The sequence below is a fragment of the Phenylobacterium aquaticum genome (assembly GCF_022695515.1).
Lineage (GTDB): Bacteria > Pseudomonadota > Alphaproteobacteria > Caulobacterales > Caulobacteraceae > Phenylobacterium > Phenylobacterium aquaticum.
In genome coordinates this window covers 230108-246854 of the sequence record NZ_JALDPT010000002.1, presented here as the reverse complement: position 1 = coordinate 246854, position 16747 = coordinate 230108, and the positions used below count along the sequence as shown (strand labels likewise).

Genomic DNA, 16747 nt, shown 5'->3' with positions numbered 1-16747 from the left:
GGTCCGGCCAGGGCCTCGACGGCGGCGTCGGCCTCCATGCGCGCGGCCTCGGCGGCCTTGGCGGCCTCGGCCAGTTCCGGTCCGCGCTCCGGGGCGGCGGCGATGGCGGCCTCCAGGGCCTCGATGTCCTCGGCCATGCGCTTCAGCGCGACCTCGGCGTCCTCGACGATCTGGGTCTCGCGGGCGCGGTCGGTGTCGATGCGGCCGACATCGGCGACCAGGCGCTCGACCTCGGCGGCCAGGGCCTCGCCCTCCCGCTCCAGGCGGTCCTTGTCGATGGCCAGGCGGTGCAGCACGGCGGCGGCGATGGTCTCGGCCTCGCGCAGGGGCTTGATCTGCTCCTCGGCGGCGGCGGCGCGGGTGGTGGCGGCCGCGGCCTCGCGGGCCGTCTCCTCCACCGCGCGGGCGGCGTCCTGGAGCTCGCTCTGCAGCCGGGTCGCGGCGTCGCGGGCCTCGCTCCAGCGGGCGTAGAGCACGGCGCCCTGCAGGGCGCGGATCTCGGCCGACAGCTTCTTGTAGCGCTCGGCCTGGCGGGCGTCGCGGCGCAGGCGGTTGAGCGCCGTCTCCAGCTCGCGGGTCACGTCGTCCAGGCGGGTGAGGTTGGTCTCCGCCGCCCGCAGGCGGAGCTCGGCTTCGTGGCGACGGGAGTGCAGGCCGGAAACCCCGGCCGCCTCTTCCAGGATCATCCGCCGGTTCTGGGGCTTGGCGGCGATCAGCTCGGAGATCTGGCCCTGGCGCACCAGGGCCGGCGAGTTGGAACCGGTGGAGGCGTCGGCGAACAGCAGCTGGACGTCGCGGGCCCGGACCTCGCGGCCATTGACCTTATAGGTCGAGCCCTCGCCGCGATCGATGCGGCGGACCACCTCCAGGACCGGATGGTCGTTGAAGGCGGCCGCGCGCGCCGGTCGGCGTTGTCGATGGTCAGCGTGACCTCGGCGTGGTTGCGCGAGGCCCTGCCGCCAGAGCCCGCGAAGATCACGTCGTCCATGCCGCCGGCCCGCATGGCCTTGGCGGAATTGGCGCCCATCACCCAGCGGAGCGCCTCCAGCAGGTTCGACTTGCCGCAGCCGTTCGGTCCGACAATGCCCGTGACTCCGGGCTCGATGCGGAACTCGGTCGCATCGACGAAGGACTTGAACCCGGAAAGGCGCAGCCGCTGGAAGTGCACGGTCGGGCGGAACCCTTCTTACTTGGCCGCGGCGTTGGCGGCGGCGACGGCGGTGTCGAGCTGCTCCAGGCTGACTTCGCCGGAGGCGACCTGCTTGCCGTTGATGAAGAAGGTGGGGGTGCCGGTGATCTTGGCGTCCTTGGCGGCCTTCTCGACGCGGGCGTTGAGCGCCTTGAGCGCCGCCTCGTCGGTGATGCAGGCGTTGAACTGCTGCTCGGTCATGCCCGACGACTGGGCGATCCGCAGCAGGACGCCGCGCATGTCGCCGGTCTGGAACATCTCGTTCTGGGCCTTGAAGATGGCGTCCAGCACCGAGAAGTACTTGTCCTTGCCGGCGCAGCGGGCGGTCAGGAAGCCGGCGGCGGCCAGCTCCTGCGGCGGGGTGAGGAATTCCTTGAGCGTGTAGTGGACCTTGCCGGTGTCGATGTACTTGGCCTTGAAGGCCGGGAAGACCTCATTGTTGAACCGGGCGCAGTGGCTGCAGCTGGCCGAGGCGTATTCCACCATCTCGACCTTGGCCTTGGGGTCGCCCATGGTCATGTCGTCGGCGTTGGTCGAGGCGCCCTTGGAGCACCCGGCGAGCGCCAGGGCGCCCAGCATGGCGACGGCGAGGAAACGGCGGCTGAAGTGCGACATGGAAGCCTCTGCGAAGTCTGAACGAAACATTAAAGCGCGATTCCCCGCCGGGGTCTGCATTGTCAACGGCTGCGACGATCGCGCAGCACGCCTCTTCCCAAGCTCAGCAATGCGGCCTTGAGAGGGCCGTCGGGGGCCTGGGCCAGACTTTCCACCAGGGCCGCCTCCTGGGCGGCGTCCAGCGGCGGGGCCTTGCGGCGCGGCTTGGGCGGGTCGGGGACCAGGTTGCGCAAGGGACCCTGGACGATCCTGAGCTTGTTCACGGCGCCTTCGCCGAGGAACAGGTTCACGCGGGAGACGATCTCGGTGGCCTGATGCTGGATGAGGGCCGCGCCGGCGCCGGCGACCCGGATCTCCAGAGACCCTGGCCCGCCGCCGCGGGGCTTGGTGAGCTTCACCGGTTCGGTGCGGCGCGCGATGTCCTCGCCGACGATCTCGCGCCAGCGGGCCTGCAGGGCGCCGGGCCCCTGGCCGAACTTCTCGTCGAGCGCCTTGAGCATCTTGTTGAGCGCCCGGCCGGCCGGCGGCGCCGCGCGGCGCTGCGGCCGCGTGCGCTTATGCGCCAGTATGGCGGCGGCTTCGGCGGCGGTGGGCAGGGGCCTGCGCGGGGGCATGGCCTCTTATAGCGTCGAAGTCCGCGGGGTTCACCCTCTCCTCAACCGGCGCGGTTTGAGCTAGCCAACATCCATGACCCCCGCAACCCTCCGTGCGCGCTTGCTCGCCTGGTACGACGCCCAGGCCCGCGACCTGGCCTGGCGGGTGGGGCCGGCGGACGGCCAGGCCGGGGTGCGGGCCGATCCCTATCGGGTCTGGCTGTCGGAGGTGATGCTGCAGCAGACCACCGTGCCGCACGCCACGCCCTATTTCCTGAAGTTCACCGCCCGCTGGCCGACAGTCTGCGACCTGGCGGCGGAGGACGACGGCGAGGTGATGGCCGCCTGGGCGGGGCTTGGCTATTACGCCCGGGCCCGCAACCTGCTGGCCTGCGCCCGCGCGGTGGCCAAGGATCATGGCGGCGTGTTCCCGGATACGGAGGAGGGGCTGCGGGCCCTGCCGGGGCTTGGGCTCTATACGGCGGCGGCGGTGGCGGCGATCGCCTTTGACCGGCCGGCCAATGTGGTGGACGGCAATGTCGAGCGGGTGATGGCCCGGCTCTACGCCGTCGAGACGCCCCTGCCGGACGGCAAGCCGGAGCTGAAGGCCCACGCGCTCAACCTGGTGCGCGACGACCGGCCCGGCGACTGGGCCCAGGCCCTGATGGATCTGGGCGCGACGATCTGTCGGCCGAAGTCGCCGCTGTGCGATCGCTGCCCGATCGCCGAGGCCTGCGCCGGCCTGGCGACCGGCGCGCCGGAGACCTATCCGCGCAAGACCAAGAAGGCCGAGCGACCGCACCGCCACGGCGTGGCCTATGTGCTGACCCGGGGCGACGAGGTGGGGCTGGTGCGCCGGCCGCCCAAGGGTCTCCTGGGCGGGATGCTGGCCCTGCCCACCAGCGACTGGCGCGCGGCCCCCTGGTCGGACGCCCAGGCGCGGGCCGCCGCGCCCGCTGCGCTCGACTGGCGCGACCTGGGCGAGGTGGAGCATGTCTTCACCCACTTCTCCCTGACGCTCAGGGTGTTCAGGGCGGAGGGCGATGCGGCAGGTGTGATCTGGTCGCCGCGGCGGGATCTCGACGGCCTGCCCAGCGTGTTCCTCAAGGCCGCCAAGGCGGGCCTCACCAAGCTGATCTAGTCGGCGATGTGGGCCGGGGCCGGCTGCCGCGGGAACAGGAAGGCCAGGGTGGTGAGCGCCGTGAGCGACAGGGTGAGCGCCGCGCCGGGGATGGCCGGCACGCCATAGGTCGCCAGCGCCGCGCCGCCCACCGCCGAACCCAGGGCCTGGCCCATGGAGATCACCGAGCCGTTGAGGGCGAGCGCCACCGGCGCGCCGCTGGTCGCCTGGATCAGCTTGGCCTGGATCACCGGGGTGATCGAGAACAGGGCCGTGGCGGCCAGGAAGATGCCCGTCGCCACCAGCACCGCGCTGGGCCATCCGGCCGGCAGGACGTGGTGGGTGGCGGCGAAGTGGACGCTCATGGCCGTGGCCTGGATCGCGAAGCCCTGCAGGATCCAGCCGCGTCCGGCGTCCCGATCGGCGGCGCGGGCGCCAAGCGTGAGACCGGCGATCGAGCCGAACCCGATCATGGCCTGGAAGGCGCCGACGCCGGCGCCAGTGACGCCCGCCCCCACCCGCACGATCGGGGCGATGTAGAGGTTCAGCGTCATATTGGCGGCGAAGGTCAGGAAGGTGGTCAGATAGAAGGGCCAGACCGTCGCCAGGTTCAGGCTCTGCAGGCCGCCGCCCTGGCGCTTGGGCGGCGCGGGCACGCGAGGCAGGAAGAAGATCACGGCGATCAGCGGAATGGCCGACATGGCGGCCGCCAGCAGGAAGGTCGCCCGCCAGCCGAACATGGCGCCCACCAGGCTGCCCAGGGGAATGCCGACCACGAAGGCGAGGGTCATGCCGCCCGAGACCATGGCGATGGCCGAGCCCCGGCGTTCGGGCGCGGCGAGCGAGGCCGCCGCCACGCTGGCGGCCGGGCCCGACATGGCGCCGGCCAGACCGGCCAGGGCGCGCAGGACCAGCAGCATGCCGAAATTCGGCGTCATGGCGCAGGCCAGATGCAGGACGAGACCAGTGGTCAGGCCGGCGATGACCATGAACTTGCGGTCCACCTGGCCGAACAGCCAGGCCGCGACGGGGCCGAGCAGGGCCGAGGTCAGGACGAAGGCGGTCTGCAGCTGGCCGGCCACGGCGGTGGTGACGCCCAGGTCATGGGCGAGCGTCTCCAGCATGCCGGCGAAGATGAAGGCGCCCGACCCGAAGGCGAAGGTGACCAGGGTCAGGACGTAGATGCGTGGGTTCATTTGAGCAAGCTAAGCGGAGCCTTGGCTCCCCGCCAGCCAAATACCGACCGATTGGTCGGTCGCGCGCGGGTTCAGCTTGCCGCCGACGTGCGTCGCCAGGGTGTCAGGACTTCATAGATCGGCGGCGTCGTCGGCCCTTCGCGGGTCACGGCAATCAACTGGCGGCGGGCGGCCAGATGCCGGACAGCGTTCTGGATCGAGGACTTGGAGAGACCGGTGTCGGCGGCGAGGGTCGACAGGCTGGCGGCGTGGCGCCGGGTCCCGCCCTCCGTGCGGTCCCAGAGCCAGAGGTAGAGCAGATAGGCCGAGGGCGCGTGGTCGTGACCGACCAGGTCGCGCATCAGGACCTCAAGGATATAGCGATCAAGCCGCACGGTCTGGGTCATGATCGTTGCTATAGTATTTGATGGACCCATTGTCTCGCGCCGCATCTCGGGCTGCAAAGACGCGATCTAGTCCCGGAGGCCGCATGATCACCCATCTGAAATTCGCCACCGTCCCGTCCCGCGACCAGGACAAGGCCCTGGCCTTCTGGACCGAGAAGATCGGCTTTCGGGTGATCACGGACCAGCCGATGGGAAACCAGCGCTGGATCGAGCTCGCCATCCACAACAGCCAGACCGGCCTGGTGCTGTTCACCCAGCCGGGTCACGAGGACCGGATCGGCGGGCGCTTCAACGGCTCGCTCGCCTGCGACGACGTCGAAGCGACCTGGCGTCAGCTGTCGGCCCGCGGCGTCGAATTCCTCGGACCGCCGGGAAAGCAGCCGTGGGGAACCTTCGCGATCTTCAAGGATCCCGACGGCAACGAGTTCGTGCTGGGCTCGCGCTAGGGGGCGATCAGGCCGCCATCTGGCTGCGGACCTTGGCGCGCAGGACGTCGATGGGGGCCAGGCCCTTGTCGGACTTGAAGTGCCAGTAGGTCCAGCCGTTGCAGGCCGGGGCGGCCTGGACCATGGCGCCGACCTTGTGGATCGAGCCGGCCATCTCGCCGATCACCAGGCTGCCGTCGGCGCGGACGCGGGCGGCGCGTTCGCCCTTGGGGCAATAGAGGGTGTCGCCGGGACGCAGCAGGCCCGCCTCGACGATCTGGCCGAAGGGAATGCGCGGCTCCTGGCGCTTGGAGCCCATGACGTCCAGGTCGGCCGGAGAGATCGGGATCACCTTGGCGATCCGCTCCTTGGCGAGCTTGGCGTAGGTCGGATCACGCTCCAGGCCGATGAACTTGCGGCCCAGGCGCTTGGCGGCGGCGCCCGTGGTGCCGGTGCCGAAGAAGGGGTCGAGCACGATGTCGCCGACCTTGGTCGAGGACAGGATCACCCGATGCAGCAGGGCCTCGGGCTTTTGGGTCGGGTGGGCCTTGACGCCCGCCTCGTCCTTCAGGCGCTCCTCGCCCGTGCACAGCGGCAGGGTCCAGTCCGAGCGCATCTGCAGCTCGTCATTGGCCATCTTCATGGCGTCGTAATTGAAGGTGTAGCGGCGCGCGCCACGGCTCTTGGAGGCCCAGATCAAGGTCTCGTGGGCGTTGGTGAACCGGGTGCCCTTGAAGTTCGGCATCGGGTTCGACTTGCGCCAGATGATGTCGTTCAGGATCCAGAAGCCCTGGTCCTGCAGGGCCGTGCCGACCCGGAAGATGTTGTGATAGCTGCCGATCACCCAGATCGCGCCGTCGTCCTTCAGGACCCGCTTGCACTCGGAAAGCCAGGCGCGGGTGAAGGCGTCATAGGTCTCGAAGCTCTCGAACCGGTCCCAGTCGTCATCGACGGCGTCGACCTTGGAATTGTCGGGACGCAGCAGGTCGCCGCCCAGCTGCAGGTTATAGGGCGGATCGGCGAAAACCAGATCGACCGACTTGGCCGGGAGCTTCTTCAGCTCCTCGATGCAGTCGCCGAGAATGATGGTGTCAGGGGTCATGTCCGCCTCACGAAGTACGAGACGGAATCCTGAATCTTTGTGGTGAAGGGGTCGTGATCAAACGTGGTTAATCCGGAAACGGATTTAACCGGTCCAGTTCACGAAAGCCCCGTGCGGGTGAACCTCGGCCAGGATCCGCTCCTGGCCTGTGGGCCAAAGCGTCAGGCGGACCTGCATCTGGGCCATGTTCCCCGGGTCCGGCTCCATGCGCAGCCAGGCGAAGGGGGCGGCCGTCGTCGCCCGGGCGCCGAGGTCGGCGATGGTCTGGCTGAGCGCGCCTGGCTGGCGGCCGGCATGTATTGCCAGAACACCGAATGATAGAGGCAGGTCACGGCCCCGGCCTTGGGCGCAGCGTGGGCGGCGGTCCAGGCGACGGCGTCGGCGGCCTCGACCTTGACCTCGAGGGCCAGGGCCAGGTCGATGGCGGCGCGGATGCGGGCCAGGCGCTCGAACTGGTCGGGCCAGACATAGGCGAGCAGCCGGCGGCGCAGGCTTGGATCGGTCAGGTCCACCGGGCGGCGGTCGCAGGCGGCGCGTTCGGTCACCTCGATCCTGGCCCCGACCGGCGGCGCCGGCCCGGTCCATTCGGTGTCCAGCCGCACGGCGGCATCCGGATCGCCCCAGGACGCGGCGCCGAACTGGTAGTGATATCGGTCCCAGTTGAGGTTCAGCCCGGCGCTGGCGGCGATCTCGAAGGCGCGGATCGGCAGACCGGTCTCGGCGGCGAGGGTGAGAAAGCCGGGCGCCAGGCAGACCGAGCGGCGCACCTCATTGGTCTGGGGCTCGTGGTCGAGGAAGTCGATCAGCCGGTCGCGGTGCGTGATCATGGCCGCGCGGGCCGCGGGCCAGGCCAGGGCCGGATCGGCGGCGCGGCCGGGGGCGGGATAGAGGCCGGCGAGGTCGGCGGCGTCGCCGCTGAGCACCAGGTCATGCAAGCCCCCGACCAGACGCAGGGCGGTGGCGTCGTCAAAGGCGGTCTTCAGGCTGGCCGTGGCCCAGGGCGCCAGGAGGTCGGCGGTCGGGCCGCCGGCGTCCAGATCCTCGGCCGCCAGGGTCAGGAGACCGGCGTTGAAAGGCGAGCCCAGCTTGTCGCAGGCCTTGGCCTGGAGGTGCAGATTGCGGACGAGGTCGGGATTGGCGGTCATGGGCGCAGCAACGCGCTGGCGTCCCGGCCCGGTCAATCTTGATTCAGCTAATCAATTTCCATGGTCTCGCCGGCCAGGACGGCGCGGACCGGCGCCCAGCTCGGCCGGTGGATCGGGCAGGGGCCCATCCGGCGCAGGGCCTCCACATGGATCGGGGCGTGATAGCCCTTGTGGGCGGCGAAGCCGTAGCCGGGATAGAGGGCGTCGGCGTCGACCATCACCCGGTCGCGGGCGGTCTTGGCGAGGATGGAGGCCGCGGCGATGGAGGCCGAGATGGAGTCGCCCTTGACCACGGTGCGGATCGGGCAGGGCAGCTTGAACTTGTAATTGCCGTCCACCAGGGCGTGGACCGGCGCCACCGACAGCCCCTCGATCGCGCGGCGCATGGCCAGGCCGGTGGCGTGCAGGATGTTGAGCTCTTCGATTTCCTCGACGCTGGCCATGGCCACGCACCAGGCGACGGCGACCTGCTTGATCTCGATCTCCAGGGCGTCGCGGGCCTTGGCGGAGAGCTTCTTGGAATCGTCCAGGCCGGCGGGAATGCGCCGCGGATCCAGGATCACCGCGGCGGCGGACACCGGTCCGGCCCAGGGCCCCCGGCCCGCCTCGTCCACGCCGCAGACCGGCGAAGGCGACAGGAGTTCGAGGGAGAAATCCGGCATCAGGCGCTCATCCGCCGGACGCGCTCATGGCAGTGGCAGGAGACCAGGTGGTCGTTCACGAAGCCGGTGGCCTGCATGAAGGCGTAGACGATCACCGGGCCCACGAACTTGAAGCCCTTGTCCTTCAGCCCCTTGGACATGGCCTCGGCGACATTGGTCTTGGCCGGCACCTGGGAGATCTCGGTCCAGCGGTTCTGGATGGTGCGGCCGTTGGTGTAGGACCACAGGAACTGGCTGAAGTCCTCGCCCTTGTCGCGCATGTCCAGATAGAGCCGGGCGCTGGCGATGGCCGCGTCGATCTTGGCGTTGGAGCGGACGATGCCGGCGTCGGCCATCAGCCGGGCGCGGTCGGCCTCCCCGAAGCGGGCGACCTTCTCCGGATCGAAGTCGGCGAAGGCGGCGCGGAAGGCGTCGCGCTTGCGCAGGATGGTGATCCAGGCGAGGCCCGCCTGGAATCCGTCGAGCACCAGCTTCTCCCAGAGCGCGCGGGAATCGTATTCCGGCACGCCCCATTCCGTGTCGTGATAGGCCTCATACAGGGCGTCACCCTGCATGCCGCGCCAGCCGCATCGAATCGGATCTGAAGTCATGGGGTCCATTTCACGCGGATGGGCCGGCGCGGGCAAGCGGGAGAGGGAACAAATGGGGTTCGAGCGCTTCGAACTGAGCCGCGTCGATGTGGGCGAGGCGATCCTGCGGGTGCGCCATGGCGGCTCCGGCCCGCCGCTGCTCCTGCTGCACGGCTATCCCGAGACCCACATGATGTGGGGCAAGATCGCCGACGATCTGGCCCGCGACTTCACGGTCATCGCGCCGGACCTGCGCGGCTATGGCGAGAGCACCAAGCCCGCGGCGGTGAAGGACCACGAGACCTATTCCAAGCGCGCCATGGCCCGCGACGCCATCGCCCTGATGCGCCATTTCGGCCATGAGCGGTTCAATCTGGCCGGCCATGACCGGGGCGGCCGGGTGGCCTATCGCCTGGGGCTGGATCATCCCGACGCCCTGATCAAGCTGTCGATCCTCGACATCATTCCGACGGCCGATGTCTGGAAGCGGGCCAACAAGGCCTTTGCGCTGGGCTATTGGCACTGGTCGTTCCTGGCCCAGCCGGCGCCGTTCCCGGAGAGCCTGATCGCCCATGACCCGGACAAGTTCCTGTTCGAGGGCATGATGCGCGGGGCTGTCCCGCCCTTCGCGCCGGACGCCTTCGAGGATTATCGCAAGGCCGCCCGTGACCCTGCGGTGATCCACGCCATGTGCGAGGACTACCGCGCCGGGGCGAGCTATGACGTCGCCGTCGACGAGGCCGACCGCGGCCAGAGGAAGATCGCCTGCCCGGTGCAGATCCTCTGGGGCGGCAAGGGGGCTCTGGGCGCCTGGTACGATGTGCTGGGCCTGTGGCGCGAGTGGGCCGACGACGTCACGGGCCAGGCCATCGACTGCGGCCACTTCATTCCCGAGGAGAAGCCGGCCGAGACACTGGCGGCCTTACGGGGGTTCTTCGGAGCGGGGGGCTAGCGGTGTCCGGACAGGATTTCACTGACCTGCAACGGATTTGGCGCTAGAATTGGCCCCATGAGCGACCTTCGCCCTCCGAAGAAAAGCGAATCCCTGGAGATCCGCATCCCTTATCCGACCAAGCAGGCCTTCATGGCCCGCTGTCGGGACGAGGGGCGTTCGGCCAGCGAGGTGCTGCGCGATCTGATCGAGACCCGCCTGTCGGGCGAGGCGATTGACGCCGCCCAGACCGCACGGCGCCGCATGCGGCTGATCGCCGGGACCCTGGTCGCGCTGGCGGTCGGCGCGGTGGCCGTGCCCTCGCTCGCCCGCGCCCCGCACGAGGCCCAGAGCCGCCGGGCCTTCGAGCGGCTGGACGCCGATCACAACGGCGTCGTCACCTATCAGGAATTCCGCCGCGCCAACTGAGTGGGTTGAGCCGCGCCACCGCCATCGAGGCGGAATGATCCCAGCGTGTAGGGTTGCTACCAAAGCGTCCTTCTCCCCTTGCGGGAGAAGGTGGCGGTCTGGAAGGCCCCCGGATGAGGGGTTTCTCAGAACGCTCAACTGGGGTCGGCGCATGGCGGTGGCGAGGCCTATCGACCCCTCATCCGACCTGGCTCCGCCAGGCATCCTTCTCCCTCAAGGGGAGAAGGATGCCGGTGGGGGACATCGGCCTCCCCTTCACCCCTAGTGCAGCGGGTGGAACAGCCGGTGCACGTTCAGCTTGGTGAACCAGGTCCAGGGCAGGAACAGCGACGCGCCCGGATGCCATGAGACCAGCACCAGCTCGGCGCGGCCGACGAAGTTCTCGGCCGGGACAAAGCCCACGCCGATCTCCTGGGGCCAGCGGCTGTCCAGCGAGTTGTCGCGGTTGTCGCCCATCATGAAATAGTGGCCCTGGGGCACGACATAGACGTCGGTGTCGTCGCCCTCATGATCGGGCGAGCGGTCGAAGGTGATGTAGCTGTGGCCGTCCGGCTTGGGCTCGGCGTACTGCATGACCTGCAGGCCGGGGGTGTCGGGATCCTCGGTCGGGCCCAGCGGGGTCCGCGGGATCATCTTGCCGTTCACATAGACCACCCCGCCGCGGACCTGGATCCGGTCGCCGGGCAGGCCGATCAGGCGCTTCACATAGGTGATGTTGAGGTCGCGGGGCAGCTGGAACACGACGATGTCGCCGCGCTTGGGCGCCGGGCCCAGGATGCGGCCCTTGAACAGGGGCGGGCAGAAGGGGATGGAGCAGCGGCTGTAGCCGTAGCTGTACTTGGACACGATCACATAGTCGCCGGTCAGCAGGGCCGGCTCCATCGAGGCCGAGGGGATCGTGAAGGGCTGGAACAGGAAGATCCGCAGCACCAGCGCAATGGCGAGCGCATAGGCCACCGTCCGGCCGATCTCGAGCAACTCGGCCCATCCGTCCTGGGCGGCGGTCTTCGGGCCGGGGGTCTGCGGCGTGGTCGTCATGGGAGTCCTGCTGGCGTCGAGGCGCGGATCGCCTCTCCTGTTCTCTGGGCAAGGCGGTGGCGAACTTCAATCAAACTCGTGTCCGGACATCGAATTCGACGTCGGGACGCCGCCCTCAGTCCTGCGATGGCGCCAGGGCCTGGGCCATCCAGTCCGGACGCTCGACCCGCACCTCCCAACCGTCGGCGGTGAGATCGCCGGCGATCCGGTCGAGGCGCAGGGAGGCCATGGCGCGTCCGTCGCGTCCGGACAGAACCTCGCCGGCCCGCAGGGTTCCGGCCAGGATCTCGGCGCCGGGGGCCGGGCCCTCGCCCTCGAAGGAGATCGGCAGCATGCGGGTCTTGATCTGGCCGCGTCGCTTCATGCGCGAGGTGGTCTCCTGGCCGATGAAGCAGCCTTTCTTGAAGTCGATCCCGCCCAAGAGGTCGAAATTGGCCTCGATCGGATAGGTCTCCTCGAAGCCCCAGTCGGCCGGGCCGGGAACGCCCAGGTCCAGGCGGTGGGCGTCATAGTCCGCCTCCTCGGCGGTCACGGGCGCGGCGGCGCCATAGCCCCGGTGTCCGAGCGCCGGCAGGCGGGGGTCGGCGACCCAGCCGCCGTCGGACGGGGCCTCGCCACCCCACAGGGCCGACACCGGCGCGTCGTCGGCGGCGATCTGCACCTTGGCGCGCAGGCGGTACATGGCCAGGCGCTGGATCAGGGCCTCGCGGCGATCAGCCTCGACCTCCAGCCAGGCGCCGTCCGGGCGGCCGACCATGAACAGGTCGTACATCAGCTTGCCCTGGGGGGTCAGCAGGGCGGCGAACCGCGCCTCGCCGGGGGCCAGGGTCTCGACGTCCTGGGTGATCAGGCCCTGGAGGAAGCTTCGCCAGTCCTCTCCGGAGAGGGCGATGAGGGCGCGGCCGGGCAAGAGTGCGTGATGAGCGGACATGCTGACGCAGTTAGGGGGCCTTCGGGTGGAGCGCCAGCCTTCTGACCTCTATAAGGCTCTGATGACCCGCGGGACTTTCCCGATTCTGTTCATCACCGCGACGCGGATAGGTGACGCCGTGCTGTCCTCGGGGCTGATCCGCCGGTTGGCGGACGAGATCCCCAATGCGCGCTTCACCGTGGTGGCCGGCCCCGTCGCCGCGCCCCTGTTCGTGGACATGCCGGCGCTGGACGAGATCATCGTCTTCGAGAAGTCCAAGGACGGCGGCCACTGGTTCAAGCTGTGGCGCCAGGTGCGCCGGCGCAAATGGGGCCTGGTGGTCGACCTGCGCGGCTCGGCCATCTCGCGCTTCCTCAGCACCAAGCGGCGCGCGGTGTTCCGCAAGGCCCTGAACGGCGGGCCGGTCCACAAGGTGATCGAGGCGGCGCGGGTGTTGCGCATCGAGGACGAGCCGGCCGCGCCCTATCTCTATACGAGCCCCGAGACCGAGATGGCCGCGGTGGAGATCACCGCCGGCGAGGGCCCGATCCTGGCGCTCGCCCCCTCCGCCAACTGGGTCGGCAAGACCTGGCCCGTGGAGCGCTTCGCCCAGGTCGGCATGCAGCTGCTGGGCGAGGGCGGTCCCCTGCAGGGCGGGCGACTGATGGTGCTGGGCGGGCCGGAAGACGCCCATATCGGCCAGTCCCTGCGCGACGTGGTGGCCAAGGACCGGTTCATCGACGTGGTCGGCAAGGTCGACCTGCTCACCGCCTATGCCTGCCTGAAGCACGCGCGGCTGTTCATCGGCAATGATTCCGGCCTGATGCACATCGCCGCCGCCGCCGGCGTGCCGACCGTGGGCCTGTTCGGCCCCTCGGACGACCGGCTCTACGGCCCGTGGGGCGTGAAGGCCCGGGTGGTCCGCGGCCCACGCACGCTTGAACAGATCGTCGCCGTGGACCCTAGCTTCCAACAGGCGGTCTGCCACATGATGGACCTGCCCGTCGACACCGTGGTCGCCGCGGCCAAGGACCTGTTAGCCGAAACCTGAGGCCCCCGATGTCTGAGACCTTTGACCTGATCGTCCGTGGCGGCGAGGTGGTGAACCATTCGGGGCGGGGCTTCGCCGATGTCGGCGTCCGGGCGGGCAAGGTGGCCGCGATCGGCGACCTGTCGCACGCCTCGGCCGGCGAGGTGTTCGACGCCAAGGGGTTGGTGGTGCTGCCGGGCGTCATCGACAGCCAGGTCCACTTCCGCGAGCCGGGCCTGGAATGGAAGGAAGACCTGGAGACCGGCAGCCGCGGCGCGGTGCTGGGCGGGGTGACCGCCGTGTTCGAGATGCCGAACACCGAGCCGACCACCACCGATCCCGACGCGCTCGCCGACAAGCTGTCGCGCGCGCACCACAGGATGCACTGCGACCACGCCTTCTACGTGGGCGGCACCCACGAGAACGCCGCCTTCCTGGGCGAGCTGGAGCGCCTGCCCGGCTGTTGCGGGATCAAGGTGTTCATGGGCGCCTCGACCGGCACCCTGCTGGTGCAGGACGACGAGGGCGTCGAGCAGGTGCTGCGCCATGTGAACCGCCGCGCCGCCTTCCATTCCGAGGACGAATATCGCCTGGCCGAGCGCCGGCCGCTGGCCCGCACCGGCGACTGGACCAGCCACGAAGAAGTGCGCGACGCCCAGTCGGCGATCCAGTCGACTGAGCGGCTGGTGCGCATCGCCAAGGGCCTGGGCAAGCGGATCCACGTGCTGCACGTGACCACCGCCCAGGAGGTCGAATTCCTGGCCGCCCACAAGGACGTGGCCAGCGTCGAGTTCACCCCCCAGCACCTGACGCTCACCGCGCCGGAGGCCTACGAGCGGCTGAAGGGCTACGCCCAGATGAACCCGCCGATCCGCGGCAAGGCGCACCAGGACGCCCTCTGGCGCGGCATCGCGCTCGGCGTCGCCGACGTGCTGGGCTCCGATCACGCGCCGCACACCAAGGACGAGAAGGCCCGGCCCTATCCGGCCTCGCCGTCCGGCATGCCCGGCGTGCAGACCCTGGTGCCGCTGATGCTGACTCATGTGGCCCAGGGCCGCCTGACCCTGGAGCGTTTCGTCGACCTGACCAGCCATGGGGTGAACCGGGTGTTCGGCCTGGCCGACAAGGGCCGGTTGGCGGTGGGCTATGACGCCGACCTGACGATCGTCGACCTGAAGGCGCGCCGCACCATCCGCCATGAGGACATGGCGACCCGCGCTGGCTGGACCCCCTTTGACGGCTTCGAGACCGAGGGCTGGCCCATGGCCACCATCATCCGCGGCCGGGTGGTCATGCGCGACGACGAGATCGTGGCCCCCAGCCTGGGCGAGTCCGTGCGCTTCGCCGAGACCCTGGCGCACTGATTTTTTTCGGACGGCCCTGTCGACTCGCCGCCCCCTGCCGCGTCTACCCTCCGACGCAAATGACGCGTCGCGCCTTTGAGCCGGAGGGACGAGACCCATGCAGTACATGCTGCTGATTTTTGAGGACGAGCAGGCCTACAGCCAACAGCCCGCCCTGCAGGACGTGGTGGCCCAGCACATGAAGCTGGCCGCCGAAATGCGCGAGAAGGGGGTCTTCGTCTCCGGCGCCGGCCTGCAGCCCAGCCAGACCGCCACCACGGTGCGCACCGCCGGGGCGGCCAAGACCGTCCATGACGGCCCCTATCCCGAGACCCGCGAGCAGCTGGGCGGCTACTATCTTGTGGACGTGCCGGACCTCGACGCGGCTCTGGCCTGGGCCAAGCGCATCCCGGTGGTGGACGGCGGATCGATCGAGGTCCGGCCGCTCATCGTCCATTGAGGTCGGCGTCATGCGGTTCATGCTGATGATCCATGGCCTTCAGGGGGAGAACATACCGCCGGCCGACCTGCCGGGCGTCGTCGCCCAGCACATCAAGCTGGTGGAGGATCTGAAGGCCGCCGGCGCCATGGTCTCCCATGGCCGCCTGACCCACACCTCGACGGCCAGGACGCTAAGGGCCGACGCGGCGGGCGTCACGGTTCATGATGGACCCTTCCCGGAGACCCGCGAGCAACTGGCCGGCTACTATTTGATCGGGGCCCCGGACATCGAGGCCGCGCTCGCCTGGGCCCGATACCTGCCGATCATGCCGGGATCGGGCGTCGAGGTGCGGGCCCTGGCGCACGGCGAATGACCGACGGCGCCGCGGATCTGGATCGGGCCGTCCGCGACGCGGGCGGACGGATTCTAGCGGCGCTCGTCGCCCGCTTCCGTGATCTGGACCTGGCCGAGGAGGCCTTCGCCTTCGCCTGCGCGGCGGCGGCGGAGGCCTGGCGGCGGGACGGACCGCCGCGGGACCCCGCCGCCTGGCTCTATGCCGCCGGCCGACGCCGCGGCCTGGACCTGATCCGCCGGGCGAAGGTGCGCGGCGCCTATCGGCCCGACGATCCCGAGCCGGTCCCCACGCCGGAGGAGGCGGCGATGGCGCGGCTGGAGCCGATCCCCGACGAGCGGCTGCGGCTGATCTTCGCCTGCTGCCACCCGGCGCTCGCCCCCGAGGCGCGGATCGCGCTGACCCTGCGGGTGATCTGCGGCCTGTCCGTGGAGCGTCTGGCCCGCGCCTTCCTGGTGGGCGAGACGGCGATGATCCAGCGCCTGACCCGCGCCAAGCAGAAGATCCGGGCGGCGAACATTCCCTTTGAGGTTCCCGGCCCCGAGGCCTGGGGGGAGCGGCTGGAGGCGGTGCTGGCGGCGCTGGAGATCGCCTACGCCCAGGCCTATGAGGACGCCGCCGGGGCCGGGGAGGGCGCGGAGTTCGCCGAGGAGACCCTGCGGCTGTCCGGCGTGCTGGTCGACCTCCTGCCTGCCGAGCCGGAAGTGCTGGGCCTCGCCGCCCTGATCCGCCTGGCCGAGGCGCGTCGCGGCGCCCGGCTGGGGGCGGAGGGCGAGATGGTCCCCCTGACCGAGCAGGATCCAGCCCTTTGGGACGCGGGGATGCTGGGCGAGGCGGCCAGCCTGCTGGGCTCTGCGGCCGCCCTGCGACGCACCGGGCCCTATCAGATCCTGGCGGCGATCCACGCGGCCCACGCCAGTCGCCGGGAAACCGGCGAGACTCCCTGGGCCGACATTGTGGTCCTTTACGACGCCCTGGTGATGATGCGGCCTTCGGCGGTGGTCGAGGTCAATCGGGCCGTGGCCCTGGAACATGTCGCGGGGCCGGACGTGGCCCTGGAGGCCCTGGTTGCGGCCAATGCCGAGGGGCGGCTGGACGATCACGCGCCCTATCACGCCGCCCTGGGACGGGTGTGCGCCGAGGCGGGCCGGCGGGACGAGGCGCGCGCGGCCTTGCAGCGGGCGCTCGACCTGGTGCGAACCCCGGCCGAGCGGCGGTTTCTCGAACGCCGGCTGGCGGAGCTGGGTTGAGGCTTGCGCCATCCCCGGCC

At 70.0% G+C, this 16747-nt stretch carries 18 protein-coding genes and 2 pseudogenes; 9 read left to right on the top strand and 11 right to left on the bottom strand.

The window, feature by feature from the left end:
• From MQH10_RS03080 to MQH10_RS03070, 3 genes and pseudogenes are all read right to left on the bottom strand, one after another.
• Positions 1-1168: pseudogene (locus tag MQH10_RS03080) on the bottom strand (AAA family ATPase); the annotation flags it as partial.
• A gap of 18 nt (positions 1169-1186) precedes the next feature.
• Entirely contained in the window at positions 1187-1804 is a 618-nt protein-coding gene (locus MQH10_RS03075) for a DsbA family protein (protein ID WP_242562594.1), read from the bottom strand.
• A gap of 62 nt (positions 1805-1866) precedes the next feature.
• Positions 1867-2418: a DUF721 domain-containing protein gene (locus MQH10_RS03070; RefSeq protein ID WP_242562593.1), complete on the bottom strand. Its 552-nt coding sequence runs from the start codon at positions 2416-2418 to the stop codon at positions 1867-1869.
• A gap of 73 nt (positions 2419-2491) precedes the next feature.
• On the opposite strand from MQH10_RS03070, the gene mutY reads away from it, so the two are divergent.
• A complete protein-coding gene (gene mutY / locus MQH10_RS03065; protein ID WP_242562592.1) occupies positions 2492-3538 on the top strand; it encodes an A/G-specific adenine glycosylase in 1047 nt (348 codons plus the stop codon).
• Here the strand turns inward: mutY and MQH10_RS03060 are convergent.
• Positions 3535-4713: an MFS transporter gene (locus MQH10_RS03060; protein ID WP_242562591.1), complete on the bottom strand. Its 1179-nt coding sequence runs from the start codon at positions 4711-4713 to the stop codon at positions 3535-3537. The genes mutY and MQH10_RS03060 overlap by 4 nt on opposite strands.
• Positions 4714-4784: 71 nt before the next feature.
• Positions 4785-5099: a helix-turn-helix domain-containing protein gene (locus tag MQH10_RS03055; RefSeq protein WP_242562590.1), complete on the bottom strand. Its 315-nt coding sequence runs from the start codon at positions 5097-5099 to the stop codon at positions 4785-4787.
• Positions 5100-5182: 83 nt separating this feature from the next.
• Between MQH10_RS03055 and MQH10_RS03050 the strand changes: the two genes are divergently transcribed.
• On the top strand, positions 5183-5545 hold the full coding sequence (locus MQH10_RS03050) for a VOC family protein (protein WP_242562589.1): 363 nt from the start codon (positions 5183-5185) through the stop codon (positions 5543-5545).
• Between the two features lie 7 nt (positions 5546-5552).
• On the opposite strand, the gene MQH10_RS03045 is transcribed toward MQH10_RS03050, so the two are convergent.
• From MQH10_RS03045 to MQH10_RS03030, 4 genes and pseudogenes are all read right to left on the bottom strand, one after another.
• Positions 5553-6626, bottom strand: a complete 1074-nt coding sequence (locus tag MQH10_RS03045; RefSeq protein ID WP_242562588.1) for a site-specific DNA-methyltransferase — start codon at positions 6624-6626, stop codon at positions 5553-5555.
• A gap of 84 nt (positions 6627-6710) precedes the next feature.
• Positions 6711-7771: pseudogene (locus tag MQH10_RS03040) on the bottom strand (DUF2332 domain-containing protein).
• A 47-nt stretch (positions 7772-7818) separates the two neighbouring features.
• On the bottom strand, positions 7819-8433 hold the full coding sequence (locus MQH10_RS03035) for a ribonuclease HII (RefSeq protein ID WP_242562586.1): 615 nt from the start codon (positions 8431-8433) through the stop codon (positions 7819-7821).
• Positions 8433-9023, bottom strand: a complete 591-nt coding sequence (locus MQH10_RS03030; RefSeq protein ID WP_242562585.1) for a DNA-3-methyladenine glycosylase I — start codon at positions 9021-9023, stop codon at positions 8433-8435. The genes MQH10_RS03035 and MQH10_RS03030 overlap by 1 nt, the downstream gene beginning before the upstream one ends.
• A gap of 52 nt (positions 9024-9075) precedes the next feature.
• Here MQH10_RS03030 and MQH10_RS03025 point away from each other — a divergent pair, with 52 nt between their 5' ends.
• Together MQH10_RS03025 and MQH10_RS03020 are read left to right on the top strand one after the other, a co-directional pair.
• Positions 9076-9954, top strand: coding sequence for an alpha/beta fold hydrolase (locus MQH10_RS03025; protein WP_242562584.1), 879 nt, complete (start codon positions 9076-9078; stop codon positions 9952-9954).
• Between the two features lie 57 nt (positions 9955-10011).
• Entirely contained in the window at positions 10012-10362 is a 351-nt protein-coding gene (locus MQH10_RS03020) for an EF-hand domain-containing protein (RefSeq protein ID WP_242562583.1), read from the top strand.
• Positions 10363-10623: 261 nt separating this feature from the next.
• Here the strand turns inward: MQH10_RS03020 and lepB are convergent, their stop codons facing one another.
• Together lepB and ygfZ are read right to left on the bottom strand one after the other, a co-directional pair.
• Positions 10624-11400, bottom strand: coding sequence for a signal peptidase I (gene lepB / locus MQH10_RS03015; RefSeq protein ID WP_242562582.1), 777 nt, complete (start codon positions 11398-11400; stop codon positions 10624-10626).
• 115 nt (positions 11401-11515) lie between these two features.
• Positions 11516-12331: a CAF17-like 4Fe-4S cluster assembly/insertion protein YgfZ gene (gene ygfZ, locus MQH10_RS03010; protein ID WP_242562581.1), complete on the bottom strand. Its 816-nt coding sequence runs from the start codon at positions 12329-12331 to the stop codon at positions 11516-11518.
• Here ygfZ and MQH10_RS03005 point away from each other — a divergent pair.
• The 5 genes from MQH10_RS03005 to MQH10_RS02985 all read left to right on the top strand — a co-directional run bounded on the left by MQH10_RS03005 (position 12330) and on the right by MQH10_RS02985 (position 16727).
• Positions 12330-13361, top strand: coding sequence for a glycosyltransferase family 9 protein (locus tag MQH10_RS03005; RefSeq protein ID WP_242562580.1), 1032 nt, complete (start codon positions 12330-12332; stop codon positions 13359-13361). The two genes, ygfZ and MQH10_RS03005, sit on opposite strands and share 2 nt — an antisense overlap.
• Positions 13362-13369: 8 nt before the next feature.
• On the top strand, positions 13370-14704 hold the full coding sequence (locus tag MQH10_RS03000; protein WP_242562579.1) for a dihydroorotase: 1335 nt from the start codon (positions 13370-13372) through the stop codon (positions 14702-14704).
• A gap of 97 nt (positions 14705-14801) precedes the next feature.
• Positions 14802-15143 carry a YciI family protein gene (locus MQH10_RS02995; protein WP_242562578.1) on the top strand — a complete coding sequence of 114 codons (342 nt, stop codon included), beginning with the start codon at positions 14802-14804 and terminating at the stop codon, positions 15141-15143.
• Between the two features lie 10 nt (positions 15144-15153).
• Positions 15154-15498 (top strand): YciI family protein, encoded by a 345-nt coding sequence (locus MQH10_RS02990; RefSeq protein ID WP_242562577.1) that lies wholly within the window; start codon positions 15154-15156, stop codon positions 15496-15498.
• Complete coding sequence (locus MQH10_RS02985; protein ID WP_242562576.1) at positions 15495-16727, top strand: RNA polymerase sigma factor; 1233 nt, start codon at positions 15495-15497, stop codon at positions 16725-16727. Before MQH10_RS02990 ends, MQH10_RS02985 begins: the two co-directional genes overlap by 4 nt.
• The last annotated feature ends 20 nt before the right edge of the window (positions 16728-16747 follow it).